Source organism: Dehalococcoidia bacterium (assembly GCA_025060295.1).
Lineage (GTDB): Bacteria > Chloroflexota > Dehalococcoidia > Lucifugimonadales > HRBIN23 > HRBIN23.
The window spans coordinates 15,295-40,495 of record JANXCH010000013.1; the positions used below are offsets into that span (position 1 = coordinate 15,295).

Consider the following 25,201-nt stretch of genomic DNA (forward strand, 5'->3'; position numbering starts at 1 on the left):
TCTAGGGGGGCGAACGGCGGCGAGCCAGTTCCTGGATAAGCGCCTGCACCGCCCGATAAGCGTAGGGGATGTAATCGGCGGGGGGGAGGTCCAGGGGCTTGAACTCCTCCACCTGGTCTATAGGCATGATGTCCCCCGGCCCGGGCATCAGGCGGAGCACTAATTCATACAGTTCCCCGTCGGGGCAGACCACCACGCATCCCCGCTCGGGGTCGGCCTTGCCCCCCTCCACTTCCAGGGCTTGAAGGGTGGCCATGCCTAAAAAGGAGGGGAAAGGCTCGAGGGCGCTGGCCACCTCCTTCACCAAACGGGCCAGTTCCTGGGCGGTGCGCTGGACCAGGCTGTCGGCGTAAGCCTGGGTGGCAAGGGGGTCTACCGGCGGGGCCATGGCTACCCCCCGTGCACGGCGCGCAGCAGGGCATCGATGAAACGGGGCTCGGGCACCGCCCCCTCTAGACTTACGGTCTCGTTGATGATGGTCTTGGGCACCCCGTGCACATGGTAGCGCTCCGCCAGGTAGGGGAACTCCAGCACCTCCACCACATCGGCGGTCACCTGGGCGCTCTCCTGGGCGACTTGGTAGGCCAGCCTGGCCATAGCGGGGCAGTAGGGTCAGGTGGGTGTAACCATGACCTGGATATGCACAGGTTTGGTCAGGGTGGCGACCTTGCCCCGGCTGGCGGGCGACAGGCGCGTGGTGCCTTTAGAGAGGTCCACGATGGTCTCCACCAAGGCGGCGAACTCGTAGCCGGCGGGGACGCCGAAGTAGCGCAGGAGCCCCTTGCTGGAAGGGGAGTGGAGCACCACAACGGGGAGGCGATTGTCCAGGCGATAGTGCTGGGCCTCGCTGGCGCTGGAGACCATGTCCTTCACCTCCAGGCGCACCTTGTCGTGGAGGCTGGCCAGTTCCCCCAGCACCTCCTCCGTCTCACGGCAGGTGGCGCAAGGGGGGATGGGCGTCTCCAGGGGCGATTCCCGTTGGGTGAACAGGGTCAGGGTAACAGGATCGCGCAGGTTGCGGGAGAAGAGACCCTGCAGGTAGGAGCGGTCGGCGTCACGCAGGATGGGCATAGCCACCTCCGTCTACGGGGGCGGACCCCCCGCAATGTTAGGCCTCGGGTGGCCCCCCTTCGGGGGCCTTGAAGCGGTAGCCCACATTCCAGACGGTCTCAATGAAGGTATGGTGGGCATCCTCCAGTTTGCTGCGCAGGCGACGGATGTGCACATCCACGGTGCGGGTGCCCCCAAAATAGTCGTACCCCCACACCTGGGAGAGGAGGGCCTCCCGGGTGAACACCCGCCCGGGGTTGGAGGCCAGAAGGCGCAGGAGTTCATACTCCTTGAAGGTGAGGTCTACCTTGCGCCCCGCCACCCGCACCAGGTAGCGCTCCTGGTCAATCTCCAGGTCCCCCACGCGGATAAGGGTGGAGAGGGCGTGACCGCGGGTGCGGCGCAGGACGTGGCGCACCCGCAGGATCATCTCCGGGGGGCGCACGGGCTCCCACACAAAGTCGTCGGCTAGCCCCTGCTCCAAAAGGCGTGCCCCCGTCTCTGCGCCCACGATGGCCACGATGGGAAGGCGCATGCTCTTGGCGTGCCGCAGGGCGGGGATGAGGGGCTCCTCGTCCAGGGCAATGGCATCGGCCACCAGCAGGTCGGGGGTCTCCTCGGAGGGCAGGGAAGCCAGGCGCTGGGGGTCAGCCAGGAAGGCCACCGCCCACCCCGCCTCCCGCAAGGGTGCGCACAGGGTATCCCGACGGTCGCGTGTGGAGAGCACCAGAACGGTAGTCATAGCGGGGTGCGTAGCCCCCTTCCCCCCATGTGCCACGGCAAAGGATGCATCTTTGGCCTAGAGGATACCACAGGGAGGGCGGGGGTGCAGGGGATGCCCCTATCCCTTTCGGCGCAGGACACGGTGCACCGCATCCACGATGTAGCGGGGGGCGAGGCCATACTTCTCCAGCAGATCCTGGGGCGCTCCCGACTCAGCATAGCCGGTGAGGGCCACCATCTCCAGGGGCACGGGGTAGGTGCGCGCCAGGGTTTGGGCCACCAGCGCCCCCAGCCCGCCGTAGACTAGGTGCTCCTCGGCGGTAACGAGGGCCCCTGTCTGGCGGGCAGATTGGACGATGGCTTCGGTATCCAGGGGGCGCAGGGTGTGCATATTGAGCACACGGCAATCCACCCCCTGGGTGGCCAAGGTTGCGGCGGCCTCCAGGGCCCAGGGCACCATGCTCCCGCAGGCGATAATGGTGGCGTCCCGGCCGGGGCGCAGGTGTTCGGCCTTCCCCAAAGTGAAGGAGCATCCGTTGGTGTGCACCACGGGCGTAGCGGGCCGATAGACCCGCATATAGCACGGCCCGGGGTGTTGGGCGATGGCGCGCACGGCGGCCATCGTTTCGGGGGCATCGCAGGGAGCCACCACGGTGAAGGTGGGCAAAGCCAACATCAGGGCCAGGTCCTCAATCCCATGGGCGGACATGCCGTCCTCGCCGGTGATGATGCCGGCGTGGGAGCACACCACCTTCACATTCAGGGCGGGCTGGGCAATGCTGATGCGCAGTTGGTCATAGGCACGGCACACACCGAACACGGTGAAGGTGGAGCAGAAGGGGATTTTGCCACTGGCGGCCAGGCCAGCGGCGATGCTCATCATATTGGCCTCGGCAGCCCCGAGGTCAAAGAAGCGCTCGGGGAAGGCCTTGGCGAAGTGAACGGTCTGGGTAGACTTGTTCAGGTCGGCCCCCAGCACCACGATACGGGAATCCTCCCGACCCAGGTCCACCAGGGCCTTACCGTAGGCTTCGCGCGTGGAGGCCAAAGTCCACCGGCTCATCCTTCCCCCTAGGGACGGGCCAGCCCCCCGAAGCCATAGAAGACCAGGGCCAACAGGGCGTTGGCCACTCCTAACACGAGCGCCCAGCGAAGGACGACGCGGTCTACCACCTGGTTGCGCAGACGCCGTTGGATGGGGTAGGAGATGGCGATGACCGCTCCCCACACCAGAACTGTCGCCCAGTGCCAGCCCAAAGCCCCACTGATGACGCCGATCAGGGCTGAGGGCAAAAAGGCGATGCCGAGGAAGGGGAGGATCTCTCTCCACAGGCGCAGGCGGGTGCTAGGGGTGGGACGGTTCATGCGGGGTCCTCCAGTTCAGCCAAAGCGCGGGCCAGTTCCTGCGGGGTGGGAGCGCGCCCGTGGAAGTCGGGGTTGTTCTCCATGAAACTCACCCCTTTACCCTTGACGGTGTGGGCGATGAGGATGCTGGGGCGCCCCTGCACATGGCGTGCCCACTCCAGAGCGTCCATAAGGGCCGAAAAGTCGTGCCCATCCACCTCGCGCACCGCCCAGCCAAAGGCCCGCCACTTATCGGCCAGGGGCTCCAGTTCCATGGCCTCTGCAGTGAAGCGGTCGTTTTGGATGCGGTTGCGGTCTAGGATGGCGGTGAGGGTGTCCACCTTATAGTGGGCGGCTGCCATACCTGCCTCCCACACCTGCCCCTCGTCGCACTCCCCGTCGCCCAGGAGCACATAGACGCGGAAGGAGCGCCCGTCCAGGCGTCCCGCCAGGGCGCACCCCAGGCCAAAGGAGAGGCCTTGTCCCAACGACCCTCCCGAAAACTCCACCCCGGGGGTCATGATGTGGGCGTGGCCTTGCAGGCGGCTGTTGATGCGGCGAAAGGTAGCCAGTTCCTCCACAGGGAAATAGCCACACCGCGCCAGCACCGCATAGAGCACGGGGCAGGCGTGGGCCTTGCTGAGGATGAAGCGGTCCCGATCGGGCCAGGAGGGGTTGGCGGGGTCGTGGCGCATCACCCCGAAGTAGAGGGCCACAAGAATCTCCACAGCCGACAGCGAGCCACCGGGGTGGCCACTGCCGGCGCGGGCGGTCATCTGGACGATATCCCGCCGGATAAGGCGTGCGATGCGCTGGAGATGGGAGATGCTGGGGCGACCGTTGGGGGGGACAAGGGATGCTGGCGTTGCCTGAGGCCAGGCAGAGGCGACGCGGCTGGCCGCTTCCGTCATGCACACCTCCGAAATGATTGTAGCAGACGGCAGCCGTTCAGGCAAACGCCTGTTCTGCGGGCATGGGCTACAATGGAGGCAGATATCCCGCTCCGTCCCTGGGCGGGGATGCTTGTGGAGGCTGGCGATGGACATTCGCGTGCAGACCCGTAACATCACCCTCTCCCCGGCCATGCAGACCTACCTGGACAAGAAAATAGGCCGTTTAGAGCGTTTGCTGAACGGCTTGCGTGTCCTCTCCGCCCTGCTGGAGGTAACCTACGAAGATACCCGCCAGGCCGACCGCCGCTATCGGGCGGAGATTACCCTGGACCTGAATGGGCGGGTGCTCCGCGCCGAGGAGCGCGCGGGCACCTTGGAGGCGGCTGTGGACGCAGCAGTGGACACCATAGACCGTCGGGTATCAGCCCACCGCGCCTTCGTGCATCGGGGTGAGGTGGGGGGCAAGGCGGGGCGGGGTCCTGAGGCGGTGCCGCCCCCTGCTCCGCCCCCGCCCAGCATTGCCCAACCCCTGCCCTTGGATCTGCCCACGGGCAAACGCCTGGTGCGCATTAAGCGCTTCCCCATGAAGCCCATGTCGGTGGAGGAGGCGGCCCTGCAGATGGAGGCTCTGGGGCACCAGTTCTTCCTCTTCCAAAATCTGGACACCGGCCGTTGGTCGGTGCTTTACCGGCGCGAGAACGGCGACTATGGTCTGATTGAGGCGGAGCCAGCCTAGCGGAGTAGGCCCCCGGGTTATAATGGGGGCGATGCTGATCCACACCTTTCTGCACCTGCCGGGCATCGGCCCCGCCACGGAATGGGCCCTCTGGGAGCGGGGCATCGCCACTTGGGAGCACCTGGCCAAGACCCTACCGCGCCTGGGGTTTCCGGTGTCCCTGTCGGCCGAGTTATACGCGAGCCGGGACCGCCTGGCCCGGGGGGATGCCGACTGGTTCCACGCCCGCCTACCCCCCTCGGAGCGCTGGCGGCTGTTCGCCGACTTCCGCGAGCGGGCCCTCTTCCTGGACATTGAGACTACCGGCCTCTCCCCCGCCTCGGGCGGATACCTTACGGTGGTGGGCACCTACGACGGGCGGGAGTATCGGGCCTTCATCCGAGGCAAGAACTTGCACCAGCTCCCGCGCGAACTGGAACGCTACCGCTTGTTGGTAACCTACAACGGGGCGCGTTTTGATGTGCCCTTCCTGGAGGCGGAACTGGGGCCGGTGGTCCGCCACATGGCCCATATTGATCTGATGTATCCTCTGCGTCGGCTGGGGTTGAGGGGGGGGTTGAAGAAGGTGGAGCAGGAGGCAGGCTTGGCGCGCCCCAGTGCCTTGGAGGGGCTGGACGGCTACGATGCGGTGCGCATGTGGGAGGAATACCAGCGGGGCCATCGGGAGGCGCTGGATACCCTAGTGCGCTACAACGCCGAGGATGTGGTGGTGCTGGAGGGGCTGGCGGTGCGGGTGTATAACAGCTTGGCGGGGGCGTTGCCGCTGGGGGTGAAGCCCCTGGCGGAGCCCCCACGCCCGCACCTGGACTTGCCCTTCAGCATAGAGGTGGTAGAGCGCCTGAAGGCGCAGAAAGGGGTCTCGCTTGATCACCCATAGTGATGAAAACTTGTTGGATGCCTTATTGCTAGAGTTTGCCACCGTCCCTCAAAGATTCAAGTCTTTTTTGGGCAACTTGCAAGGGGAAAGGCTGCGGCAGGCTGTGGAGGCGCTCCTGTCCATGTATATGGAAGACCTCAACTCCTCCACACTACGGGAGAGGGTTACGCTATTGGTGGCGGGATATGAGCCAAGTGATAAGAAACTCGGTTACAATGGAGTAAAAGGGCAAATCAAAGTGGAGGTGAAACCGGTCAATATACGCTCCCATGGTAAAGACAAACTCAATGGCGGGGGCAATTTCTCTGATCTGACCCCCGAACGGCTCGCTAAGTTAGAGGCAGAGGGAGCCAACCTTCATTTACTCGTATCAGGGTTTGTCGATGGTCGTATGGTATATGTTTTAGAGTTTCCCTTTTCCTGTCCAACCTTCATTGGACACCTGCGCACACTTTTACACAAGCGATGGCCCACTGGCCGCCGCTCCCCAGGCGAATACTATCGGAGCGCTTCCTTCTCCTTCAAGCATTATAAGGATTGTCCCGACTTGAAAGTCATTTGGCGTAACCCGCAGGTGGAAACCTATCAACGCTACCTCACGCGGGAGTTGTATCAATACTTACATCAGATCCGTATTGGAGGCCCCTAATGGAATGGGACACCATCGTTGTGGGCGATGCCCTCACCGTCTTGCGCACCCTCCCCGACTCTGTCTTTGATGTGGGGGTGACCTCGCCCCCCTACAACAAGGGGGAGCGCCACAAGGGCTGGCTGGTGGACCGCGTCCTCTACGATACCGCCCCCGACGCCGTCCCCGAAGAGGTGTACCAGGAGGGGCAGGTGGCGGTGCTCAATGAACTGTATCGGGTTACCAAGCCGGGGGGCTCCTTCTTCTACAATCACAAACTGCGCTGGGAGCGGGGACGGCTCCTGCATCCCTATACCTGGGTAAGCCGTAGCCGGTGGATCGTGCGCCAGGAGATTATCTGGAACCGGGGCATCGCCGCCAACCTGCGAGGGTGGCGCTTCTGGCAGGTGGAGGAGCGCATCTACTGGCTGTGCAAGCCCCGCTTCCCCGGCGATACCATTGGGGCAGAACTGGCCCCGCGCCACGCCTTGCTCACCTCGGTATGGGACATCCGCCCCGAACGGGACCCCCGCCACCCCAATCCCTTTCCCCTGGAACTGCCAGCCCGCTGTATCCTGTCGGCTTTGGATGGACGCCCCGGGGCGGTCATTGACCCCTATGCGGGTGTGGGAACCACCCTTGTGGCGGCGCGCCTGTTGGGGTGTCGCTACTTGGGGATAGAGATAAGTCCCCGCTATGTGGCCATCGCCCGGGAGCGCCTGGCCCGTGCCGAGGAGGAGCGCCCCCGCCTGGACGAGGAGGTGCGACGCCACCAGGTGGCTTTACCCTTCCGGGAGCGGAAGGCGCGGGGCCTCACCCGTCCGCCTCGGCGGCGTCCCGCCCAGCCCTTGCGCCTCCTCTAAACCAGCCAGGGCAGGAAGGGCTTCCACTCCTCCTGCAGGTGGCGGTTGAAGAAGATGACATAGGGGTGGGCGTAGGGGGAGCGGGGCTTGCGCAACAGGCGCATGCCCGCCTCTTGGGGGGTGCGCCCCGCCTTCTTATGGTTGCAGGGGATGCACGCCGTTACCACATTCTCCCAGGTGTTGGGGCCTCCCCGATGGCGCGGAATCACATGGTCTACCGTCAAGTCCTTGGCGGGCCGTCCGCAGTACTGGCAGATGTAGTTGTCCCGCTGGAACACCTCCCGCCGGGAGAGGCGCCGGTGGACGAAGGGCCTGCGCACGGGATAGTGCAGCCGGATGACCGAGGGCACCGGCACGGTGGTGCCGGGGGTGTGGAGCACTCCCCGCCCATCCACCAGCAGTTCCGCCTTGCCCCGGTCCAGCAGAACGATGGCCCGCCGCACCGTGCAGATGTTCAACGGCTCGTAGTTCTGGTTGAGCACCAGCACTGGAGCGTTGAGCATACCCATCTCACATACCCACGCCTTTCAGCCTCATCATAGCACACCACCTAGACCATGGCTACACCCAGGCATGCGCTATACTAAGACCCAGTGTCCCAGCGAGGGAGAGGCGTGTTTCTGCTGGATATGCATAGCCATTCGGTCTCCTCCGACGACGCCCGCGCCACCGTGGAGCAGTATCTGAAGTGGATTCAGGTGCTGCGCGGGCGCGGGTATCAGGTGGATGGCATCGTCCTCACGGAGCATCGCAAGTTTGACCTCCACGTAGACTACACGCCCTTGGCCCGCCAGTATGGGGTGGTGGTGTTGAAAGGCTCGGAGGTGGACACCCGCTGGGGGCATTTCTTGGTGTATGGAGTAACCGAGGCCCTTCTGCGGGCGGTGGACTTCACCGATGTGCGCATGGATGCCCGCCGGCTGATGGAGCAGGCCCAGAGGCACGGGGCCCTCGCCATCCCCGCCCATCCGGGGCGATATGGTGTGGGTCTGGTGGAGTTCCTGGCGCAGGGGGCCGAGTTGCCCGACCTGCGCATCATTGAGGTGCTCAACGGGGGCTCCCGCCGCGGCGAAAACGAGCGGGCCGAGGAGCTTTTGCGTCAGCGCAATCTGAAGGGCATCGCTGGAAGCGACGCCCACTTCGCCTCCACCATCGCCACCTGTCTGACGGCGTTTCCTGCGCCTCTGCGCACGGAGAGCGAGGTGGTGGAGGCGCTCCTGGCAGGGGAGTTTCGCCCCCTGCGCCTGGAGGAGACCCTCGCCGCGCCGGTGTCCCCCGCTGCTCAGTAAAGGAGGTCTATGCCTACCCCCCAGGTGGACTTTGACCGCTCCCTGTTGGGGAAACCCCTCCCGGCGGGCACCTTCCCCGTTACGGCGGAGGGGATTCTGGCCTTCTGCCGCGCCGTGGGGGAGACCAACCCCCTCTCCACCGACGAGGCGTATGCCCGTCGGCAAGGGCTTCCGGGGCTACTGGCCCCACCCACCTATCCCAACCTGTTCATTCGCCACTTGGGGCGGCCAGAGGTGGTGGCGGTGCCCCTACGCCAGCGCCTTCATGCGGGCCAGGCGGTGGAGCCCCTGCGCCCCATCTACGCCGGGGACACCCTCACTGCCACCACCCGCCTGAAGGATGTCTACACCAAGACGGGGCGCACCGGCAGTATGGTGTTCATCGTGTGGGAGACGACCTTCACCAATCAGCGAGGGGAAGAGGTGGCACGGGTGCGGGAGTCCTTCATGGCACGCCTGTAGGAGGGGGCATGCGCCGCGTGGCCGATGTGCACATGGGCGATACCATCGGGCCGGTGGAGTATACTTTCACCACTGAAAGGGTGCGCGCCTTTTGCACCCTGTGGGGGCAACCGGGGGAGAGCCGTTTCACCTCCCCCCAGGTGGCGCAACAGGAGGGGTTACCCGGCCCCATCGTGCCAGGGATTATGAGCATGGCGGTGCTTTCCCGCCTGCTCACCGACTGGGCCGAGGGGGGAAGCCTGCGCTCCCTGGATGTCATCTTCCGCCAGCCTGTGCCCCACCACCAGCCCCTGCGCATGGTGGGGACGGTAACGGATGTGCGCACCGAAAACGGCCAGGGCCTGGTGGAGGTGGATGTGTTCCTGGAGCGGGCGGATGGGGAGCGCCTGGTTACGGGGAGGGCTGTGGTGGCCCTTCCCGTGTAGGCAGGCGAGGGCGTATGCCCAAAGGCGATTTCCGCTTCCACTTTCCCTTGCGGGTGCGCTGGGCCGATTGCGACCCTCTGGGGCACGTGTTCCACGGGCGGTACTTGGAGTTCACCGAGCAGGCGCAAGGGGAGTACTACCGCAATCTGGGCACCAGCATCTACCGCCTGGCCCAGAAGGGCTATTTTGACACCATCGTGGTGAAGGTTACCGCTGAGTATTTTGCCCCCGCCCTGGTAGACGACCTCTTGGATATCTACACCCGCGTCTCCCGCTTGGGGGTGAAGAGCATCACTATGCTGTCGGAAATCTACCGGCAGGGGGAGGAGCGGCTGTTGTGTCGGGTGGAGGTGGTGTATGCAGGGTGGGACGGGGCGGCCCAGCGCACCAAGCCCGTTCCGGAGGACCTACGGCGTCTCATTAGCCACTTTGAGGCGACGGGGGAGGTACTCCCCCTGGCGCAGTTCCCCAACCTGCGGGTTTAGCGGGCCAGCAGGACACCGATAATCGCCCCCAGGATCGTAATCCCTTGCACGATAATGAGGCCGATGATCCACCGGCTGTTGCTTTCCAGGGTGGTGCGAAGGGCGCTGATCTCGGCCCGCCTGGATGTAAGTTCGCCCCGCACTTCGGTGCGCAAAGCATTGTACTTAGCGTCCATCTCCTGGCGCAGAGCGGAGTATTTGGTGTCCATCTCCTGGCGGAAGGTAGCGATCTCGGCGCGCATCCCGCCCAGTTCGGCCCGCACCTCGGTGCGGAGGGCGTCGTGTTTAGCGTCCATCTCCTGGCGCAGGGCGGAGTATTTGGCGTCCATCTCCTGGCGGAAAGCACTGATCTCCTGGCGCACCTCGACGCGCAGGGCTTCGTATTTGGTGTCCGTCTCCTGGCGCAAGGCGCTGAACTCCGCCCGCATCTCCTGGCGGAGGGCGAGCACCTCCTGGTGCAGAGCCTCCAGGCGCTCCGTGAGTTGCTCGGCTATCCCTTCCAGGCGGGAGACCCGTTCCTCTATGGCGGCCATACCTTCTCACCCGCAAGCATATACCCTATCTCTACGGGGAGCAACTCGTGCTAGGGAGTGGGTTTCCAGCGCAGGTCGGGCTGGCGGGCGGCGCGGGCCTCGTCCAGGCGCCCCACCGGGGTCGTATGGGGGGCCGAGCGGAGCACCTCGGGGTTCTCCTCGGCCTCCCGGGCGATGCGGTGCATCACCTCAATGAAGTAGTCCAGGGTCTCCTTGCCCTCGGTCTCCGTCGGCTCAATCATCAGGGCCTCGTCCACGATCAGGGGGAAGTACATGGTGGGCGGGTGGATGCCGAAGTCTAGGAGGCGCTTGGCGATGTCCAGGGCCTTGATCCCAGAGGCCTTCTGCCGACGGGCGGAGAACACCACCTCGTGCATGCAGTGGCGCTCGTAGGGGAGGTGGAAGAGGGGGCGCAGGCGGGCCAGGATATAGTTGGCAGAGAGGACGGCGTCCTCGCTCACCTGGCGCAGGCCCGGGGCACCCAGGGCGCGGATGTAAGTATAGGCGCGCACCAGCACCCCGAAGTTGCCCTGGAAGGCCCCCAGGCGCCCTATGGACTGGGAGGGACGGGTGAAGGTGTAGACCTCTCTGCCGTCCACGTCCCGCCGCTGGACGACAGGGGTGGGTAAGAAGGGGAGGAGGCGTTGGGCCACGCAGACGGGGCCGGCGCCAGGGCCGCCTCCGCCATGAGGGGTGCTGAAGGTCTTGTGGAGGTTGAGGTGGCAGACATCAAACCCTAACTGGCCAATCTTCACCCGCCCCAGCAGGGCGTTCATGTTGGCCCCGTCCCCATACACCAAGCCCCCCGCCCGATGGACGATGTCGCAGACCTCCACGATGTGGCGGTCGAAAAGGCCCAGGGTGCTGGGGAGGGTGATCATCAGCCCTGCCAGGTCAGGGCCACACGCCTCCCGCAGGGCCGACAGGTCGGTATTGCCGTCCTTATCCGAGGGGATGCTTACCACGCGGAAGCCGGCCATAGCTGCCGAGGCGGGGTTAGTGCCGTGGGCCGAGTCGGGGATGAGCATGACGGTGCGGTGGGTGTCGCCGCGGGCGTGGTGGTAGGCGCGCATCATCAGGACGCCCGCCAGTTCCCCGTGTGCTCCTGCCAGGGGAGCCAGGGAGCACCCCGCCATCCCCGTGATCTCCGCCAGATAGGTCTGCAAGCGCCACAGCAGTTTCAACGCCCCTTGCACCGTCTCCTCGGGCTGCAGGGGGTGCAGGGCGGAGAAGCCGGGGAGGGCGGCCGCCTCCTCGTTGATCTTGGGGTTGTACTTCATAGTGCACGAGCCGAGGGGGTAGAAGTTGGTGTCCACCGAGAAGTTCATCTGGGAGAGGGTGGAGAAGTAGCGGACCACCTCGGCCTCGGACACCTCGGGGAGGGGGAGGTCGTCCCGCATCAGGTGGGTAGGGGGAGCCTCCTGAGGGGGCACATCCAAAGGGGGGATACTCGCCCCGATGCGCCCGGGCACCGAGCGCTCCATCAGAAGCCGTCGGGCGTGGGCCAGGAGGGCGTCGCGCGGGGTAGCGGGTGTGGTGGTCATGGCCGTGCTCCTACAATGCTCTTCTGTTCTGGTGTAAGGCCTTCACCTTCCAGGTACCATTGGAAGGTGTCCATGCTGTTATCCCCCGTGGCGGGCGGGGGCCTGCTGGGCCACCTCAGCCAGGGCGTGGGCGAAGGATTCTATCTCCTGGCGGGTGTTCATCTCCGTTACGCACACCAGCATGCCGTTGGGAATGAGGGGGCTAATGTCCAGCCCGCCGATGATGCGCCGCTGCAGGAGCCGACGGTTGATCTCGGCAGGGGCGATGGGGCATTGGACGACGAACTCCTGGAAGAACACACCCTGCAGGGGGAGGCGATAGCCGGGGATGGCGCTCACGAGGCGGGCGGCGTAGTGGGCCTTGTGCCATACCAGTTCGGCCACCGTGCGCAGGCCCTGTTTGCCCAGGGCGGCCAGGTAGATAGCCACCGCCGTGGCGATAAGGGCCTGGGAGGTGCAGATGTTGCTGGTGGCCCGCTCCCGACGGATGTGCTGTTCGCGTGTTTGAAGGGTCAGGACATAGCCGATGCGCCCCTGGGCGTCCACCGTCTTCCCCACCACGCGCCCGGGCATCTGGCGCAGGTAGCGCTCCCGACAGGTGAACAGGCCCACATACGGCCCGCCGAAGGAGAGGGGCACCCCCAACCCCTGGCACTCCCCGGTGACGATGTCCGCCCCGTAGTGGCCGGGGGGCTTGAACAGGGCGCAAGCCAGGGGGTCGGCGCTGACCACCAGCAGGGCCCCGCGGGCGTGGGCAACCTGGGCCAGGCGCTCCAGGTCCTCCAGGTAGCCGAAGAAGTTGGGCCACTGGGCGATGAGGCAGGCGGTGCGCTCGTCCACCTGGGGGGCGGAGACGGGGACGGTGGCGACGGTGAGGGCTTGGGGGCGGGTGTAGGTCTCCACCACCTCACGGTAGCGGGGGTTGAGGGTGTCCAGGAGGGCGATGTGGGTGCGCCCAGTGACGCGACAGGCCATAAGGGCCGCCTCGGCCAGAGCGGTGGCCCCGTCGTACATCCCGGCGTTGGCCACCTCCATACCCGTGAGCAGGCAGACCATGCTCTGGAACTCGTAGGTGGCCTGAAGGGTGCCCTGGGCCACTTCGGGCTGGTAGGGGGTGTAGGAGGTGAGGAACTCGCCCCGACTGGTCAAAGCCCGCACGATGGAGGGGATGTAGCGCCGGTAGGCCCCCGCTCCTAGGAAGCAGGCGTAGGAGGTGGGGGTGATGTTCTCGTTGGCCAGGGCCTCCAGTTCGCGGCGCAGGTCCATCTCGGCCAGGGGAGGGGGCAAATGAAGGGGCGGGTTACGATAGGCGGGGGGAATGTCGGCGAACAACTCCTCGGCCGAGGCGACGCCAATGGCCTGGAGCATCTCCTGGCGCTGCTGGGGGGTGAGGGGCAAGTAGGGGTGGGCGAAGGTGGTCATGGGATGCCTCCTTGAAAGAAACTATCCCTTCCCTGCCACATACGCCTCATACTCCTGGGCGGTCAGAAGGGCGTTCAGTTCCTTCGGATCAGACGGGCGCACCTTCAGAAGCCACCCCTTCCCATAGGGATCCTGGTTAATCACCTCGGGGTGCTCCACCGCCTCCCGGTTCACCTCCAGCACCTCCCCGCTAATGGGCGAGAACAGGTCCGACACCGCCTTCACCGACTCCACCTCGCCCATCTTCTTCATCTGGACAACGCGGTCGCCCGGCTTGGGCAGGTTGAGGAACACCACATCGCCCAACTGGTCCTGGGCGAAGTAGGTGATGCCCACCAGGGCGGTGCCGTCGTCCAGCAGGCGCACCCATTCGTGCTCCTTCGTGTAGCGGAGGTTGGAGGGGTAGTAGGGTGTGCGCGGGGTGTTGGGCATAGGCGTATCCTCCTTTATCGGCTTTCGGCGCGCCGCCGGCTGTAGAAGGGGAGGGCAACTACCTCCCCAGGCACGCGCCGTCCGCGAATGTCTACTTCCAGAGGCGTGGCGGGCTGGGCGCAGGCCGGCTCCACATAGCCCATGCCGATGTCCTTCTCCAGGGTGGGGGAGAAGCCCCCGCTGGTAACACTGCCCACCACCTTTCCATCATAGAGAATGGAGTAACCGTGGCGGGGCACCCCCCGCTGGTGAAGCACAAACCCCACCAGCCGCCGTCGCAAGCCCTGGGCCTGCTGGGCCAGGAGGGCCTCCCTCCCAATGAACCCCTCCCGTTGCAAATCCACGAAGCGCTCCAAGCCCGCCTCCAGGGGCGTGGTGGAGGGGTCAATGTCGGTGCCGTGGAGCATCAGCCCCGCCTCCAGGCGCAGGATGTCCCGCGCCCCCAGGCCGCAGGGCTGGGCACCCAGGGCCACAAGCCGTCGCCATAGGGCTGGCCCCCCCTCGGCAGGCACAACCACCTCCACCCCGTCCTCGCCCGTGTAGCCCGTGCGCCCCACCAGGGCGGGGAAAGTATTCCCGTCCAGGGTTAGGGTGCCCTCCCAAGCCCCGAAGGGGCGCAGGCCCTCCACCGGGGCCAGGGAGGCCATCTTCCCAAAGGCGTCGGGCCCCTGGAAAGCCACCATCACCGTCTGCAGGGTAATATCTGTCAGGGTCAGGGGGGGGAACTCCCGCCCCCACTGGGCCAGCCACGCCCCCACAGCCAGACGATTGGCGGCGTTGCATACCAGCAGGTAGCGCTCCTCCCCCAGGCGGTAGAGGATGGTGTCGTCTATGATGCCCCCCTGGGGGTTGAGCAGGAAGCCGTAGCGGGCACGGCCGGGGCGCAAGGCGCGGGCGTCGTGGGTAAGCAAGCGGGCCAAAAGAGGCCCCGCCCCCGGCCCCTCTACCCGTATGCGCCCCATGTGGGAGACATCAAAGATGCCGCTGGCTGTGCGCACCGCCCGCACCTCGGCCAAAATGCCGGCGAACTGGAGGGGCATCTCCCAGCCGGCGAAGGGCACCATCTTGGCCCCCTGTGCCAGGTGCTCAGCGTAAAGGGCAGTACGCAAGAGGGAAGGAGGAGACGGGCTCACCTACGGCTCCTAAGTGGGGCTTACGAGTAGCGTAACCATGCCCCAGGGGGGTGTCAAGGCACGAAAGGCCCCAGGCCTATCCCCGCCCGCCCCTGGGAAAAGGCCCACGCCCATGCCACCCGCATCCCCTTGGGCCACAACGACAGGGGCAGGGTGCGAAAGGCCGTCCACAACGGGCCAGGGGCCAACAGGCGCGCAAACGCCCTCCCCGGGAAATCAATGTCCCCATGCTCTTGGATAACGCGGGCGATGCGGGGATGGCCCAGCATCTGCAGGGCCACTGTCAGTTCCCGCGGGGTCAGGCCCAGCAACAGACGGCGGAGCACGCTGGCCCGTTGCACTTCCCGCCCTATGGGGGAGTGCCACCACCGCTGGTAGGGGGCCAGGGCGCGGGCGGAACAGTCGTCCTTTTCCAGGGCGCGCTGGGCCACGGCGGCGCACCAATGGGCTGCCACGATGCCTGTGTAAATCCCCCCGCCCGAGGAGGGCTTCACCTGGCCCCCAGCGTCCCCCACCAGCAGAACGCCATCCCCCACCAAGCGGTGGGGATGCCCCGACGCCAGGGGGATGACGCCCCCCTGCAGGCGCACCACCCGCGCCCCCCGCAGGGGCGGAAAGGTGTCCAGCAGGTGCTGGAGGAGCCGACGGGGGCTCACGCCCCGCTGGGAAGTGCCCACCCCAATGCGCGCCATCCCATCCCCCAGGGGGATGGCCCACCCAAACCAGCCTGGATAGGTATAGGGGTCCAGGGCCACATACACCAGGGAGGGGTCCAGCCCCTGGATGGCCACCTCGCCCCCCAGGGCGTAGACCACCTCCCGCGGGGCGACGCCCAACGCCTGGGCCACCACCGAGCGGGAGCCATCGGCCCCCACCACCAGGCGACACGCCACCGTCTCCTCGTGGCCGTTGCGCCGCAGGCGTAGATGCAGGGAGCCGTTGCCGTTGCGCTCTATCCCCAGGGCGCGGGCACCCAGGAGGAGATCGGCCCCCGCCTCCTGGGCCTGTGTGGCCAGGAAAGCATCCAGCCCCACTCGGTCAATGACCAGGGCTTTGGGATGGGAAGCCACCAGGGGCAGGGCCGTCCCCTCTGGGCCGAAGGTCAGCACACCCCGCACTGCGTTGCGTACCAGGGTGGCGGGGGCGTGGGCAGCCTCCAGGGTGCGGGGGGTTACCAGGCCCGAGCAGTGGCAGGGGACGCCCACCTGCAGGTGCTCCTCCACCAGAAGCACCCGAAAATGGCGCTGGGCCAGCAGGCGGGCCACTGTGGATCCTGCCGGCCCCGCCCCGACCACGACCACATCGTAGGTGAGCGCCACGGGAAAGTTACCTGCGGGAGGGAAGGGTCATGTCGGACACCCCGTAGCGCCGCTCCATCTCGTAAATCTGGGGCAAGCCCAGTACATCGGCGACTTCGGTGCGGATGATGTCCATCCAAGGGGTGTCCACCGTGCCCTTACGCTTCAGGTGGGTGAAGGCGTCCTTGAGCGCCCGGTAGATCACGCCGATGGTGGCCCCAGCGATCATAATCTTGAACCCCATGCGCTCCACCTCTTTGACGGGGCGGAGCATGCCGTTGTAGAGTTTGGGGATGTCGGGCAGGGCGCGGGCATAGGTCTCTAGATCCTCTTGGGTGCGGATGCCGTCCACGAACACCAGGTCGGCCCCCGCTGCGCGGTAGGCGCGACAGCGGCGGATGGTCTCCTCCCAGCCGTGCACGGCCAAGGCATCTGTGCGAGCAATGATGACGAAGTCCTTATCCCGGCGGGCGTCCAAGGCGGCGCGGATTTTCTGGACATGCTCCTCCAGGGGGACGACCTGCTTGCCCTCAAAGAAGCCACACTTCTTGGGGAACACCTGGTCTTCCAGATGGATGCCGGCCACCCCCGCATCCTCATACTCCCGCACCGTGCGCCAGACATTGATGGGGTTGCCATAGCCCGTGTCGGCGTCGCACAGCACGGGGGTGCGCACAGCGGCGGCGATGTAACGGGCGTTCTGGACCATCTCCGTTTGGGTAACCAGGCCCACATCGGGATAGCCCCGGGCGGCGGCGGTGCCGAAGCCTGTCATATATAGCAGGGGGAAGCCCACCGCCTCGGCAATTTTGGCCTGGAAGGCGTCAAACACGAAGGGGGCAAGGATCAGCCCGGGGCGTCGCAGAAGCCGGCGGAAGCGTGTGGTGGGTTTCATGGACATCTCCTTCTAGGATAGCGTCTTCCCTTGGGCCAGGCGCGCTTTGAGGTAGTTGTTGAGCCCGCCGGCCATAAGGATTTGATAGGGCGGGCTATCTTTGGGCAGGGCCTCGGCCTGCAGGGTGAGGCCTTTGGTCAGGTTGCAAACATGCCCTGTCTCCACATCCACCTCCGCCATATCTCCCTCGTCAAAGGCCTTGGAGCCCCCCGGGCAGATGAGCACGGGGAAGGCGATGTGGGTGCTGTTGCGGAAGAAGAGGCGGGAGACGGAGCCGGCCGTCACGCAGGAGATGCCCAAGGCCTTGAGCATGCGCGCCGCCGGCCGGCTGGAACCGCACCCGAAGTTGCGCCCCGCGATGATGATGTCGCCGGGGGTTACTTGTTGTGCCCAGCCGGGGCGGTTAGCCTCCATGCAGAACTGGGCCGCCTCCTTGTCGGAGATGCCCGGGCGGGCCAGCATCCGCGTGCCGGGCATCATCAGGTCGGTGCTGATGTGGTCGCCGGACTTCCACACCTTGCCCGTGAAGCGCATGGGCCCCTCCTCTACAGGAACTGGCGGGGGACGGTGATGTAGCCCGGTACCACCCAGGCGGCCACCGTAGCGGGGTTGGCCAGGTAGACGAAGGCCTTGGGACTTCCCATGCGCCCTTGAAAGTTGCGGTTGGAGGAGGAGATGCACACCTCCCCATCCCCCAGGACGCCCATGTGGAGGCCAGGGCAGGGCCCGCAGATGCTATGGGTAACAAGGGCACCTGCGATGACAGCGGTGCCGTCCAGCTTGGCCCAAATATATGCCCCCGGCTTGACCTGGGGGCGGCCCGAGGCACGGGCGAGGGTCTTCTCTGCCATTGTGGCGCCCATGCGTCAATTCTCCTATCCATCGCCAGGGGCTGTAAGCCGGGGCAGGCCTTGCCCCCATGGTGGCCCGAGGGGACATGCCTGTCAAGGACGGAGCGCTACCCCAGATTTGTGGGGCTGTTCTCCCCCTTGACAGGGATATCCCACAAGGCGCTATGATGGCTTGAGCCAGAGGGGCCACTCCTTTCGCCTCGTTGCCCCCCGACGGTCACGAGGGCTTATGCGGCGGAGGGTTTGTGCGCTGGTGGGCCTCCTGGTTGCCCTGGGGGCACTGCTGGGGGCGTGCCGGGGTGTGCCGCAGCCCAGCCAGCCCGTGCCTCCCCGTGTGCCGACACCGCCCAGTGCCGAACCGCCCCCGGTGCTGCCCACCCCGACACCTGTTGCCCTCCCCCCGGTTGTTGCCGAACCCACCCCCACACCCACCCTCGTGCCTCCCCCGGGTCCGCCCCTGAAGTATGGGGGTATTCTGCGCAACGCCCAAGCCGATACGCCCCCCTCCTGCGACCTGCGCATGGAAGAGGGGCGTGCCTACGCCGCCGTTTTCGCGTGTAGCCCTATGCTCAACCAACTTGTGAAGTACGAGGGTGGGGGATACGAGAAGGTTGTGCCCGACCTAGCCCAGGCGTGGGAGGTGCAGGACGGGGGGAGGACATGGGTATTCCGCCTGGGGGATGCCCGCTGGCACGACGGACTGCCCGTTACCTCCGCCGATGTCCTGTATTCCTTGGAAGCGGTGCTCCATCCCCCGGCGGGGATGCGTGTGGGGCGGGCGGGTGCCCTGCAACGCTACATAGAGCAGATGGACGCCCCCGACCCCAAGACCGTCGTCATCCGCTTGAAGTTTCCCGCTCCCTCCTTCCTGCCCACCCTGGCGTTGGTGTACGCGTCCATTTTCCCGCGGCACCACCTGATGCACCTGGTCCCCCCCAGCCCCAAGACGCCCGACCTGGTGGTGGGCAGCGGCCCCTTCACCTTTCGGCGGTGGCTCCCGGGCTCCTTTGTGGAACTGGCCAGGAACCCTCACTACTTCCTCAAAGACCGCCCCTATGTGGACGGCTATACCATCTACATCATGCCCGACGCCACCAGCCGGTTGGCCGCCCTGCGCACCCGCCAGATAGACATGCTCTCCGCCGATGCCCTGCGCCGGGAGGATGTGGCGGAACTGCTCGCCCACCCCCGTTTGCGGGAGCAGATCATCGTGCACACCCACTACGCCAACAGCGTGGCGACCCTGCAGATCAACACCGTCGCGGCTCACCGCGACCCCCGCACGGGGAGGGTGGTGGACTGGGGCGACCTGCGCCTGCGCCAGGCGCTCAACCTGGCCATAGACCGCCACGAGGTGCGCACCGCCGTCTATGGGGGGCTGGGGGCTTTGGGGGGCCTTTTACCCCCCTATTCCCCCTGGGGCCTCACCGAGGAGGAGGTGGCCCGCCTGCCCGGGATGGCCCCCACCGGCCCCGCCAAAGAGGCGGAACGTGTTCAGGCCCGTCGGCTTCTGGTGGAAGCGGGTTTCCCCGAAGGGCTGGATGTCCCCCTTCTGGTGCGGAGCGCTCCCACACCCCTTGCTCTAGCCTCCGCCCTCCAGGAGCAGGCCAAAACGATAGGCGTGGGCGTACATCTGGTGGCCCTGGAGGGGCCCCGCTACTGGGAGGCGCTGGCGCGCCGGGAATTTGTGCTCCTGGCCCACATCCACACCCTGCCCCTTTTTGACCCCGACCTGGTCTTCGCCTCCCACGCCCTGTGCGGGGGGCCCGAGAACTACCCGGGCGTGTGCGACCCTGTTCTGGAGGACCTGTTCCGTCGCCAGCAGGAGGAGATGGACCCCGCTCGGCGGCGGGAGGTGGTGCGGGCCTTCCAGCGCCGTTACCAGGAGGTGCTGGGGAAAATGACGCTGGTATGGGAAGTGCGTCACCCCGCCTGGTGGGGCTATGTGAAGGGCTACACTCCCACACCCCTCTACTATCTCCAGCACGGCTCCCGCATGGAGGAGGTGTGGCTGGACCGCTAGGTTACCCGCCCCCCGCCAGGACCCGCCCCGCCGCCGCCGTGCCGGCTCCGGGGGGCACCTCGTAGCCCAGACGGGGGAGAAGGGCCTCCAGGGCGCACAGGAGGGTGAGCACAGCCGACGGCGTAGCGTTCTCCCCCATGAGGCCGATGCGGAGGATTTTGCCCCGCAAGGCCCCCAGCCCGCCCCCCACCTCAATACCCCATTCGTCCAACAGGGTGCGGCGCAGTTTCATCTCGTCCACCCCCTCGGGGAGGACAACGGTGGTCAACTGGGGAGTGCGGTGGGCTTCGGCCACCAGCAGGCGCAAGCCCAAAGCCTCCAGGCCCGCCCACAGCGCCCGGGCCACCCGCCGATGCCGTTCCCAGCGGGCCTCCAGGCCCTCCTCCAAAATGAGGCGCAAGCCCTCGTGCAGACCGTAGAGGAGGTTGACGGGTGCCGTATGGTGGTACAGGCGCGGCCCGCCCCAGTAGGAGCGGTGGAGGGTCAAATCCAAGTAGAAGGAGCGCACCTTTTGGGTGCGGCGGGCGATGGCCTGCTCCGCCCGGGGGCTAACGGTGACCGGGGCCAAACCCGGCGGACATCCCAAACACTTCTGGGAGGCGCTATAGCAGAAGTCAATGCCCCAGGCATCCACCTCTACGGGGCTTCCCCCCAGGGAGGTTACAGCATCCACGATGAGCAGGCAGTCGTAGCGACGGGCCAGGGCGGATAAGGCCTCCAGGGGCTGCAGCACACCGGTGGAGGTCTCGGCGTGGACAACGCCCAACGCCTTCACCTTCGGGTGTTTGCGCAGTTCCGCCTCCACGGCGTCCGGGTCCAGGGGGCGTCCCCACTCCCCTGGGACGGTGGCCACCGTGGCCCCGTAGCGGCGGGCAATTTCCGCCAAGCGCTCCCCGAAGAAGCCGTGCGTGCCCACCACCACCACATCCCCCGGCTCCACCAGGTTGGCGATGGCCGTCTCCATCCCGGCGGTGCCTGTGCCGGGCATGGCGATGCACAGGTCGTTGCGGGTGCGGAACAGGGCGCGCAACATCGCCGCTATTTCGTCCATGGTCTGCATCCATGTGGGGTCCAGGTAGCCCAGGGCGGGGGCGCTCATAGCCCGCAGGACGCGGGGGTTGATGTTGCTGGGGCCGGGCCCCAACAGCAGGCGCTGGGGCACCTGCAACGGGGGTGCCACGGACGCTGCCATCTGCGCCATACACGCCTCCTTGGGGGGAGTGGGCTTGCTTGCCTTACCATCCTACCACACGCCCCACCAGGGGCACGCCCGCCTATGAGGGCAGGCGGGAGCCGATAAAGTCCCTATAGCCCGCCAGGAACTCCCGCCACCCCATAGGGCGCTTCCCCTCCAGGTGCAGGCGCAGAAGGGCCAGAACGCCCTGGCCCGTTTGCAGGCCCACGGGGGCGGGGGCGTGGGTGGGCAGGGCGACCACAGTGCCCGGGGGGTGGGCGGTGTCCTGCGGCCAGGGTCGCGCCTCCAGCACCTTCAGCACCTGCCCCTTCCAGCGGGTGAAGGTGCCCGGCCAGGGGTCATAGGCCCGCACCGCCCGCCACAACTGCACCGCCGACTGGGTGAAGTCCAGCCAGCCGTCCTCTTTGGTAAGCAGGCGGGTGGTGCTGGCCTGGGTGGGGTCTTGGGGGCGGGGGGAGATCTCCCCCCGCGCCCAACGCTCCAGGGTCTGCACCAGCAGAGACGCCCCCCGACGGAACAGGCGCTCCGTCAGAGTGCGGGTCGTATCTTCGTCCCTTATAGGCTCCTCCACCTGGGCCAGGATGGGGCCGGTGTCCATCCCCGGGTCTAGCAGCATAAGCGTTATCCCCGTAACCGCGTCGCCGTTGAGGATGGCTGTGGCCACAGGCGACGGCCCCCGATATTTGGGGAGCAGGGAGGGGTGCAGGTTCAAACAACCCAAAGGGGGAATGGCCAACACCTCGGGGGGCAGGAGTTTGCCATAGGCGGCCACGATGATGACCTGGGGGGCTAGGCGGCGCAGGGTCTCTTGAGCCTCGGCGCGGCGCAGGGTGGGGGGCTGGAAGACGGGGAGCCCCCGCTCCACTGCCCACACCTTCACCGGCGAGGGTTCGGTGCGCTGGCCCCGGCCGGCAGGCTTATCGGGCGGGGTGACCACCCCCACCACCTCGTGCCCAGCCTCTGCCAGCGTCTCCAGCACAGGGATGACAAAGGCAGGGGTTCCCATGAAGACCAGACGCATGACCCCTCCCCCCTCAGTGTAACGCTTGGGGCGTGCGAGCACCCTGCACGGGAGCATCTGCACCGATGACGCCTTTCGCACAACCTGCAGACCCCGCCGAAAACGGGATAACCCTCTCCCTCTGATCCTGGGCAACAGGGGGGTGATGGGCTACCATGGAGGGATTACCAACGAGCGGGGCGCTACGCATGGACGCCATCATCGTGCGCGGGGCGCGGGAGCACAACCTGAAGGGGATTGATGTCACCATCCCCCGCAACCGGTTCGTGGTCATCACGGGGGTCTCGGGGTCGGGCAAAAGTTCCCTGGCCTTTGACACCATCTATGCCGAGGCTCAACGGCGGTATGTGGAATCCCTCTCCTCCTATGCCCGCCAGTTCTTGGGACGCTTGGAGAAGCCCGATGTGGAGGAAATTCGCGGCCTTTCCCCCGCTATCTCCATTGACCAGAAGGGCGTCTCCCACAACCCGCGCTCCACGGTAGGCACTATCACCGAGATTTACGACTACCTGCGCCTGCTGTTTGCCCGCGTGGGGGTGCCTCACTGCCCCCAGTGCCGCCGCCCCGTCCAGAAGCAGACCGTAGACCAGATCGTGGATGCCCTGTATGCCCTGCCCCCGAACACCCGCCTGATGGTGCTGGCCCCTGTGGTGCGTGACCGCAAGGGGGAGCACAAGGATGTGCTGGAATCGGCTCGCAAGAAGGGCTACCAGCGGGTGCGGGTGGACGGCGTGCTGTACGACCTGGGGGAGCGCATTGAACTAGACAAGGATAAGCGCCACACGGTAGAGGTGGTGGTGGACCGCCTAGTTACGGGGGAGGGGCTGGAGCGGGGGCGGGTGCACAACTCGCTGGAGACGGCCCTGCGCCTGGCCGATGGGGTGGTGGGCATCTCCCTGGTGGACCGCAAAGAGGAGCTCATCTTCGCCGAACAGTTTGCCTGCCCCTATTGCGGCATCAGCATGCCCGAGCCGGAGCCCCGCACCTTCTCCTTCAACAGCCCCCACGGGGCCTGCCCGGCGTGCACGGGCCTCGGCTTCACCCTGGAACTGGACCCTGACTACATCGTCCCCAACCCCGACCTGACCCTGGCCGAGGGGGCCATCATCCCCTGGACGCGCATGGGTGCCTCCAGTCCCTGGTATCGGAGCCTGCTGGAGTCCCTGGCGCGGGCCTACGACTTCTCCCTCCACACCCCGTGGAAGGACCTTCCCCCCTGGGTGCAGGACTTGGTGCTCTACGGCGATAACGAACGCTCCTTCACCATGCGCCACCGCACCCAGCAGGGGAAGGTGTACAAGTGGGAGACCACCTTTGAAGGGGTCATACCCAACTTAATGCGCCGCTACAAGGAGACGGAGTCCGACTATATCCGCTCGGAGATTGAGCGCTACATGGCCCAGCGCCCGTGCACCCAGTGCCAGGGGAAGCGCCTGAAGCCCGAAGCCCTGGCAGTAACCGTGTGCGGCAAGAACATTATGGAGGTGTGCGCCCTGACCATCGAGGAGGCCAGCCGTTGGGTGCAGGCCATCCAGCAGGAGGACCCCCAGCGGGAGGTGCGGGGAGAGGTGCTCACCCCCCGCCAGCGCCTCATCGCCCGCCAGGTGCTGAAAGAGATCGCCACCCGCCTGCAGTTCCTGTTAGACATCGGCCTAGACTACCTGACATTGGACCGCATGGCCAGCACCCTGTCGGGGGGCGAGGCCCAGCGCATCCGCCTGGCCACCCAAATCGGCTCGGGCCTGACGGGGGTGCTGTATGTGTGCGATGAGCCGTCCATTGGCCTGCATCCTGTGGACGACCATCGCCTCATCGCCACCCTGAAGCGCCTGCGGGATATGGGCAACACCATCTTGGTGGTGGAGCACGACGAGGCCATCATCCGCGCTGCCGATTGGATTATTGACCTGGGCCCCGGCGCGGGGGAGCACGGGGGACGCATCGTGGCCGAGGGGACGGTGGAGGACATTATGGCCTCCCCCGAGTCCATCACGGGGGCGTATCTGTCGGGGCGTCGGCGCCTTCCCCTCCCCTCCAAGAGGCGGCCGGGCAACGGCCTGTTCCTGGAGGTGCAGGGGGCCCAAGCCAACAACCTGAAAGACATCACCGTCCGTTTCCCCCTGGGCACTCTGACCTGCGTAACGGGCGTGTCCGGGTCGGGCAAGAGCACCTTGGTGTACGATGTGCTCTACAAGCGCCTGGCCCAGCACTTCTACCGCGCTAAGGACAAGCCCGGCCCCCATCGGGCTATCATCGGGATGGAGCACCTGGATAAGGTGGTGCTGGTGGACCAGTCCCCCATCGGGCGGACGCCCCGCTCCAACCCTGCGACGTATGTGGGGGTGTTCACCCCCATTCGGGAACTGTTCGCCCAGTTGCCAGACGCCAAGATGCGGGGCTATGGGCCGGGGCGCTTCTCCTTCAATGTGCGGGGCGGGCGCTGCGAGGCCTGCGAAGGGGAGGGCTACACCGAGATCCAGATGCAGTTCCTGCCCGATGTGACGGTTCCCTGTGAGGTGTGCAAGGGGCGACGCTACACCCGTGAGGCCCTGGAGGTCAAGTTCAAGGGCTACTCCATCGCCGATGTGCTGGACATGACGGTGGAGCAGGCCCTGGAGGTGTTCAAGGACATCCCCCGCATCCGCTCCAAACTGGAGACCATGCGGGATGTGGGGCTGGGGTACATCCGCCTGGGCCAGCCCGCCACCACCCTGTCGGGGGGCGAGGCCCAGCGGGTGAAACTGGCGGCGGAACTGTCCCGCCGGGCCACGGGGCGCACCCTCTACATCCTGGACGAACCCACCACTGGCCTCTCCTTTGAGGACTGCGCCTACCTGTTGCGGGTGCTCCACCGCCTGGTGGACCGGGGGAACACGGTCATCCTGATTGAGCACCACCTGGATATGATCAAGAACGCCGACTGGATTATTGACCTGGGGCCGGGGGCAGGGGAGCGGGGGGGCAGGGTGGTGTGCACGGGCACCCCCGAACAAGTGGCACGCCACCCGGCGAGCGCAACGGGCCAGTTTTTGCGCCGTGTGCTGGACGTGGAGGCGGGGGTGCGGTAAGGGGCCCCCGC

The 25,201-nt window shown here is 66.3% G+C and carries 27 protein-coding genes and 2 pseudogenes; 10 read left to right on the forward strand and 19 right to left on the reverse strand.

All coding sequences use genetic code 11. The features are described from left to right. Position 1: 1 nt before the first annotated feature. From NZ951_06550 to NZ951_06580, 7 genes and pseudogenes are all read right to left on the reverse strand, one after another. On the reverse strand, positions 2-388 hold the full coding sequence (locus tag NZ951_06550; GenBank protein ID MCS7207571.1) for a hypothetical protein: 387 nt from the start codon (positions 386-388) through the stop codon (positions 2-4). Between the two features lie 2 nt (positions 389-390). Continuing rightward, the gene (locus NZ951_06555; GenBank protein ID MCS7207572.1) at positions 391-597 is read right to left on the reverse strand and encodes a thioredoxin family protein; all 207 of its coding nucleotides are present in this window, start codon (positions 595-597) and stop codon (positions 391-393) included. 15 nt (positions 598-612) lie between these two features. Next, a complete protein-coding gene (locus NZ951_06560) occupies positions 613-1,071 on the reverse strand; it encodes a hypothetical protein (protein ID MCS7207573.1) in 459 nt (152 codons plus the stop codon). Between the two features lie 37 nt (positions 1,072-1,108). Continuing rightward, positions 1,109-1,420, reverse strand: a pseudogene (locus NZ951_06565) (winged helix-turn-helix domain-containing protein). Between the two features lie 471 nt (positions 1,421-1,891). Next, positions 1,892-2,836, reverse strand: a complete 945-nt coding sequence (locus tag NZ951_06570) for a transketolase family protein (GenBank protein ID MCS7207574.1) — start codon at positions 2,834-2,836, stop codon at positions 1,892-1,894. 8 nt (positions 2,837-2,844) lie between these two features. Further along, complete coding sequence (locus tag NZ951_06575; protein MCS7207575.1) at positions 2,845-3,138, reverse strand: hypothetical protein; 294 nt, start codon at positions 3,136-3,138, stop codon at positions 2,845-2,847. Next, entirely contained in the window at positions 3,135-4,028 is an 894-nt protein-coding gene (locus NZ951_06580) for a transketolase (protein MCS7207576.1), read from the reverse strand. Before NZ951_06580 ends, NZ951_06575 begins: the two co-directional genes overlap by 4 nt. A gap of 127 nt (positions 4,029-4,155) precedes the next feature. Here NZ951_06580 and raiA point away from each other — a divergent pair, with 127 nt between their 5' ends. Genes raiA through NZ951_06600 form a run of 4 tightly spaced genes read left to right on the forward strand, consistent with a single transcriptional unit; the run spans position 4,156 to position 7,114 of the window. Further along, positions 4,156-4,746: a ribosome-associated translation inhibitor RaiA gene (gene raiA / locus NZ951_06585; protein MCS7207577.1), complete on the forward strand. Its 591-nt coding sequence runs from the start codon at positions 4,156-4,158 to the stop codon at positions 4,744-4,746. Between the two features lie 31 nt (positions 4,747-4,777). Then, positions 4,778-5,623, forward strand: a complete 846-nt coding sequence (locus NZ951_06590) for a ribonuclease H-like domain-containing protein (GenBank protein MCS7207578.1) — start codon at positions 4,778-4,780, stop codon at positions 5,621-5,623. Continuing rightward, positions 5,610-6,272, forward strand: coding sequence for a hypothetical protein (locus NZ951_06595; protein ID MCS7207579.1), 663 nt, complete (start codon positions 5,610-5,612; stop codon positions 6,270-6,272). The genes NZ951_06590 and NZ951_06595 overlap by 14 nt, the downstream gene beginning before the upstream one ends. Continuing rightward, complete coding sequence (locus NZ951_06600; GenBank protein MCS7207580.1) at positions 6,272-7,114, forward strand: site-specific DNA-methyltransferase; 843 nt, start codon at positions 6,272-6,274, stop codon at positions 7,112-7,114. The genes NZ951_06595 and NZ951_06600 overlap by 1 nt, the downstream gene beginning before the upstream one ends. Here the strand turns inward: NZ951_06600 and NZ951_06605 are convergent. Next, on the reverse strand, positions 7,111-7,617 hold the full coding sequence (locus NZ951_06605; protein ID MCS7207581.1) for an HNH endonuclease: 507 nt from the start codon (positions 7,615-7,617) through the stop codon (positions 7,111-7,113). The genes NZ951_06600 and NZ951_06605 overlap by 4 nt on opposite strands. A gap of 111 nt (positions 7,618-7,728) precedes the next feature. Between NZ951_06605 and NZ951_06610 the strand changes: the two genes are divergently transcribed. From NZ951_06610 to NZ951_06625, 4 genes are read left to right on the forward strand one after another with little or no spacing between them, the layout of a single operon-like run. Next, positions 7,729-8,403, forward strand: a complete 675-nt coding sequence (locus NZ951_06610) for a hypothetical protein (GenBank protein MCS7207582.1) — start codon at positions 7,729-7,731, stop codon at positions 8,401-8,403. Positions 8,404-8,412: 9 nt separating this feature from the next. Continuing rightward, entirely contained in the window at positions 8,413-8,865 is a 453-nt protein-coding gene (locus NZ951_06615; GenBank protein MCS7207583.1) for a MaoC family dehydratase N-terminal domain-containing protein, read from the forward strand. 8 nt (positions 8,866-8,873) lie between these two features. Then, a complete protein-coding gene (locus tag NZ951_06620; GenBank protein MCS7207584.1) occupies positions 8,874-9,290 on the forward strand; it encodes a MaoC family dehydratase in 417 nt (138 codons plus the stop codon). Between the two features lie 14 nt (positions 9,291-9,304). Next, positions 9,305-9,775 (forward strand): acyl-CoA thioesterase, encoded by a 471-nt coding sequence (locus NZ951_06625; protein MCS7207585.1) that lies wholly within the window; start codon positions 9,305-9,307, stop codon positions 9,773-9,775. On the opposite strand, the gene NZ951_06630 is transcribed toward NZ951_06625, so the two are convergent. From NZ951_06630 to NZ951_06670, 9 genes and pseudogenes are all read right to left on the reverse strand, one after another. Then, on the reverse strand, positions 9,772-10,308 hold the full coding sequence (locus NZ951_06630) for a DUF1640 domain-containing protein (protein MCS7207586.1): 537 nt from the start codon (positions 10,306-10,308) through the stop codon (positions 9,772-9,774). The two genes, NZ951_06625 and NZ951_06630, sit on opposite strands and share 4 nt — an antisense overlap. A 50-nt stretch (positions 10,309-10,358) precedes the next feature. After that, entirely contained in the window at positions 10,359-11,852 is a 1,494-nt protein-coding gene (gcvPB, locus tag NZ951_06635; GenBank protein ID MCS7207587.1) for an aminomethyl-transferring glycine dehydrogenase subunit GcvPB, read from the reverse strand. A 78-nt stretch (positions 11,853-11,930) separates the two neighbouring features. Continuing rightward, positions 11,931-13,274 carry an aminomethyl-transferring glycine dehydrogenase subunit GcvPA gene (gene gcvPA / locus NZ951_06640; GenBank protein ID MCS7207588.1) on the reverse strand — a complete coding sequence of 448 codons (1,344 nt, stop codon included), beginning with the start codon at positions 13,272-13,274 and terminating at the stop codon, positions 11,931-11,933. Between the two features lie 21 nt (positions 13,275-13,295). Next, a complete protein-coding gene (gene gcvH / locus NZ951_06645) occupies positions 13,296-13,706 on the reverse strand; it encodes a glycine cleavage system protein GcvH (GenBank protein MCS7207589.1) in 411 nt (136 codons plus the stop codon). 14 nt (positions 13,707-13,720) lie between these two features. After that, the gene (gene gcvT / locus NZ951_06650) at positions 13,721-14,839 is read right to left on the reverse strand and encodes a glycine cleavage system aminomethyltransferase GcvT (protein ID MCS7207590.1); all 1,119 of its coding nucleotides are present in this window, start codon (positions 14,837-14,839) and stop codon (positions 13,721-13,723) included. Positions 14,840-14,892: 53 nt separating this feature from the next. After that, positions 14,893-16,158, reverse strand: coding sequence for an NAD(P)/FAD-dependent oxidoreductase (locus tag NZ951_06655; protein MCS7207591.1), 1,266 nt, complete (start codon positions 16,156-16,158; stop codon positions 14,893-14,895). Between the two features lie 7 nt (positions 16,159-16,165). Further along, positions 16,166-17,032, reverse strand: a complete 867-nt coding sequence (locus tag NZ951_06660) for an isocitrate lyase/PEP mutase family protein (GenBank protein MCS7207592.1) — start codon at positions 17,030-17,032, stop codon at positions 16,166-16,168. Between the two features lie 12 nt (positions 17,033-17,044). Further along, positions 17,045-17,566: a 3-isopropylmalate dehydratase small subunit gene (gene leuD / locus NZ951_06665; GenBank protein ID MCS7207593.1), complete on the reverse strand. Its 522-nt coding sequence runs from the start codon at positions 17,564-17,566 to the stop codon at positions 17,045-17,047. 11 nt (positions 17,567-17,577) lie between these two features. After that, a pseudogene (locus NZ951_06670) lies at positions 17,578-17,790 on the reverse strand (aconitase family protein). Positions 17,791-18,112: 322 nt separating this feature from the next. On the opposite strand from NZ951_06670, the gene NZ951_06675 reads away from it, so the two are divergent. Next, entirely contained in the window at positions 18,113-19,906 is a 1,794-nt protein-coding gene (locus NZ951_06675) for an ABC transporter substrate-binding protein (protein MCS7207594.1), read from the forward strand. A gap of 1 nt (position 19,907) precedes the next feature. On the opposite strand, the gene NZ951_06680 is transcribed toward NZ951_06675, so the two are convergent. Beyond that, positions 19,908-21,107: an alanine--glyoxylate aminotransferase family protein gene (locus NZ951_06680; protein ID MCS7207595.1), complete on the reverse strand. Its 1,200-nt coding sequence runs from the start codon at positions 21,105-21,107 to the stop codon at positions 19,908-19,910. A gap of 73 nt (positions 21,108-21,180) precedes the next feature. Beyond that, complete coding sequence (fmt, locus tag NZ951_06685) at positions 21,181-22,122, reverse strand: methionyl-tRNA formyltransferase (GenBank protein MCS7207596.1); 942 nt, start codon at positions 22,120-22,122, stop codon at positions 21,181-21,183. A 155-nt stretch (positions 22,123-22,277) separates the two neighbouring features. Here fmt and uvrA point away from each other — a divergent pair, with 155 nt between their 5' ends. Continuing rightward, complete coding sequence (uvrA, locus tag NZ951_06690) at positions 22,278-25,190, forward strand: excinuclease ABC subunit UvrA (protein ID MCS7207597.1); 2,913 nt, start codon at positions 22,278-22,280, stop codon at positions 25,188-25,190. Positions 25,191-25,201 lie beyond the last annotated feature (11 nt).

Bases quoted from the DNA above. Each gene is read 5' to 3' on its own strand.
- raiA (MCS7207577.1), top strand. From the start codon at position 4,156: ATGGACATTCGCGTGCAGACCCGTAACATCACCCTCTCCCCGGCCATG.
- uvrA (MCS7207597.1), top strand. From the start codon at position 22,278: ATGGAGGGATTACCAACGAGCGGGGCGCTACGCATGGACGCCATCATC.
- NZ951_06570 (MCS7207574.1), bottom strand. From the start codon at position 2,836: ATGAGCCGGTGGACTTTGGCCTCCACGCGCGAAGCCTACGGTAAGGCC.
- NZ951_06560 (MCS7207573.1), bottom strand. From the start codon at position 1,071: ATGCCCATCCTGCGTGACGCCGACCGCTCCTACCTGCAGGGTCTCTTC.
- gcvPA (MCS7207588.1), bottom strand. From the start codon at position 13,274: ATGACCACCTTCGCCCACCCCTACTTGCCCCTCACCCCCCAGCAGCGC.
- NZ951_06605 (MCS7207581.1), bottom strand. From the start codon at position 7,617: ATGCTCAACGCTCCAGTGCTGGTGCTCAACCAGAACTACGAGCCGTTG.
- gcvPB (MCS7207587.1), bottom strand. From the start codon at position 11,852: ATGACCACCACACCCGCTACCCCGCGCGACGCCCTCCTGGCCCACGCC.
- NZ951_06550 (MCS7207571.1), bottom strand. From the start codon at position 388: ATGGCCCCGCCGGTAGACCCCCTTGCCACCCAGGCTTACGCCGACAGC.
- NZ951_06675 (MCS7207594.1), top strand. From the start codon at position 18,113: ATGCGGCGGAGGGTTTGTGCGCTGGTGGGCCTCCTGGTTGCCCTGGGG.
- NZ951_06615 (MCS7207583.1), top strand. From the start codon at position 8,413: ATGCCTACCCCCCAGGTGGACTTTGACCGCTCCCTGTTGGGGAAACCC.
- leuD (MCS7207593.1), bottom strand. From the start codon at position 17,566: ATGCGCTTCACGGGCAAGGTGTGGAAGTCCGGCGACCACATCAGCACC.
- fmt (MCS7207596.1), bottom strand. From the start codon at position 22,122: ATGCGTCTGGTCTTCATGGGAACCCCTGCCTTTGTCATCCCTGTGCTG.
- NZ951_06600 (MCS7207580.1), top strand. From the start codon at position 6,272: ATGGAATGGGACACCATCGTTGTGGGCGATGCCCTCACCGTCTTGCGC.
- NZ951_06660 (MCS7207592.1), bottom strand. From the start codon at position 17,032: ATGAAACCCACCACACGCTTCCGCCGGCTTCTGCGACGCCCCGGGCTG.
- gcvH (MCS7207589.1), bottom strand. From the start codon at position 13,706: ATGCCCAACACCCCGCGCACACCCTACTACCCCTCCAACCTCCGCTAC.
- NZ951_06575 (MCS7207575.1), bottom strand. From the start codon at position 3,138: ATGAACCGTCCCACCCCTAGCACCCGCCTGCGCCTGTGGAGAGAGATC.
- NZ951_06630 (MCS7207586.1), bottom strand. From the start codon at position 10,308: ATGGCCGCCATAGAGGAACGGGTCTCCCGCCTGGAAGGGATAGCCGAG.
- NZ951_06580 (MCS7207576.1), bottom strand. From the start codon at position 4,028: ATGACGGAAGCGGCCAGCCGCGTCGCCTCTGCCTGGCCTCAGGCAACG.
- NZ951_06555 (MCS7207572.1), bottom strand. From the start codon at position 597: ATGGCCAGGCTGGCCTACCAAGTCGCCCAGGAGAGCGCCCAGGTGACC.
- NZ951_06620 (MCS7207584.1), top strand. From the start codon at position 8,874: ATGCGCCGCGTGGCCGATGTGCACATGGGCGATACCATCGGGCCGGTG.
- NZ951_06625 (MCS7207585.1), top strand. From the start codon at position 9,305: ATGCCCAAAGGCGATTTCCGCTTCCACTTTCCCTTGCGGGTGCGCTGG.
- NZ951_06680 (MCS7207595.1), bottom strand. From the start codon at position 21,107: ATGGCGCAGATGGCAGCGTCCGTGGCACCCCCGTTGCAGGTGCCCCAG.
- NZ951_06590 (MCS7207578.1), top strand. From the start codon at position 4,778: ATGCTGATCCACACCTTTCTGCACCTGCCGGGCATCGGCCCCGCCACG.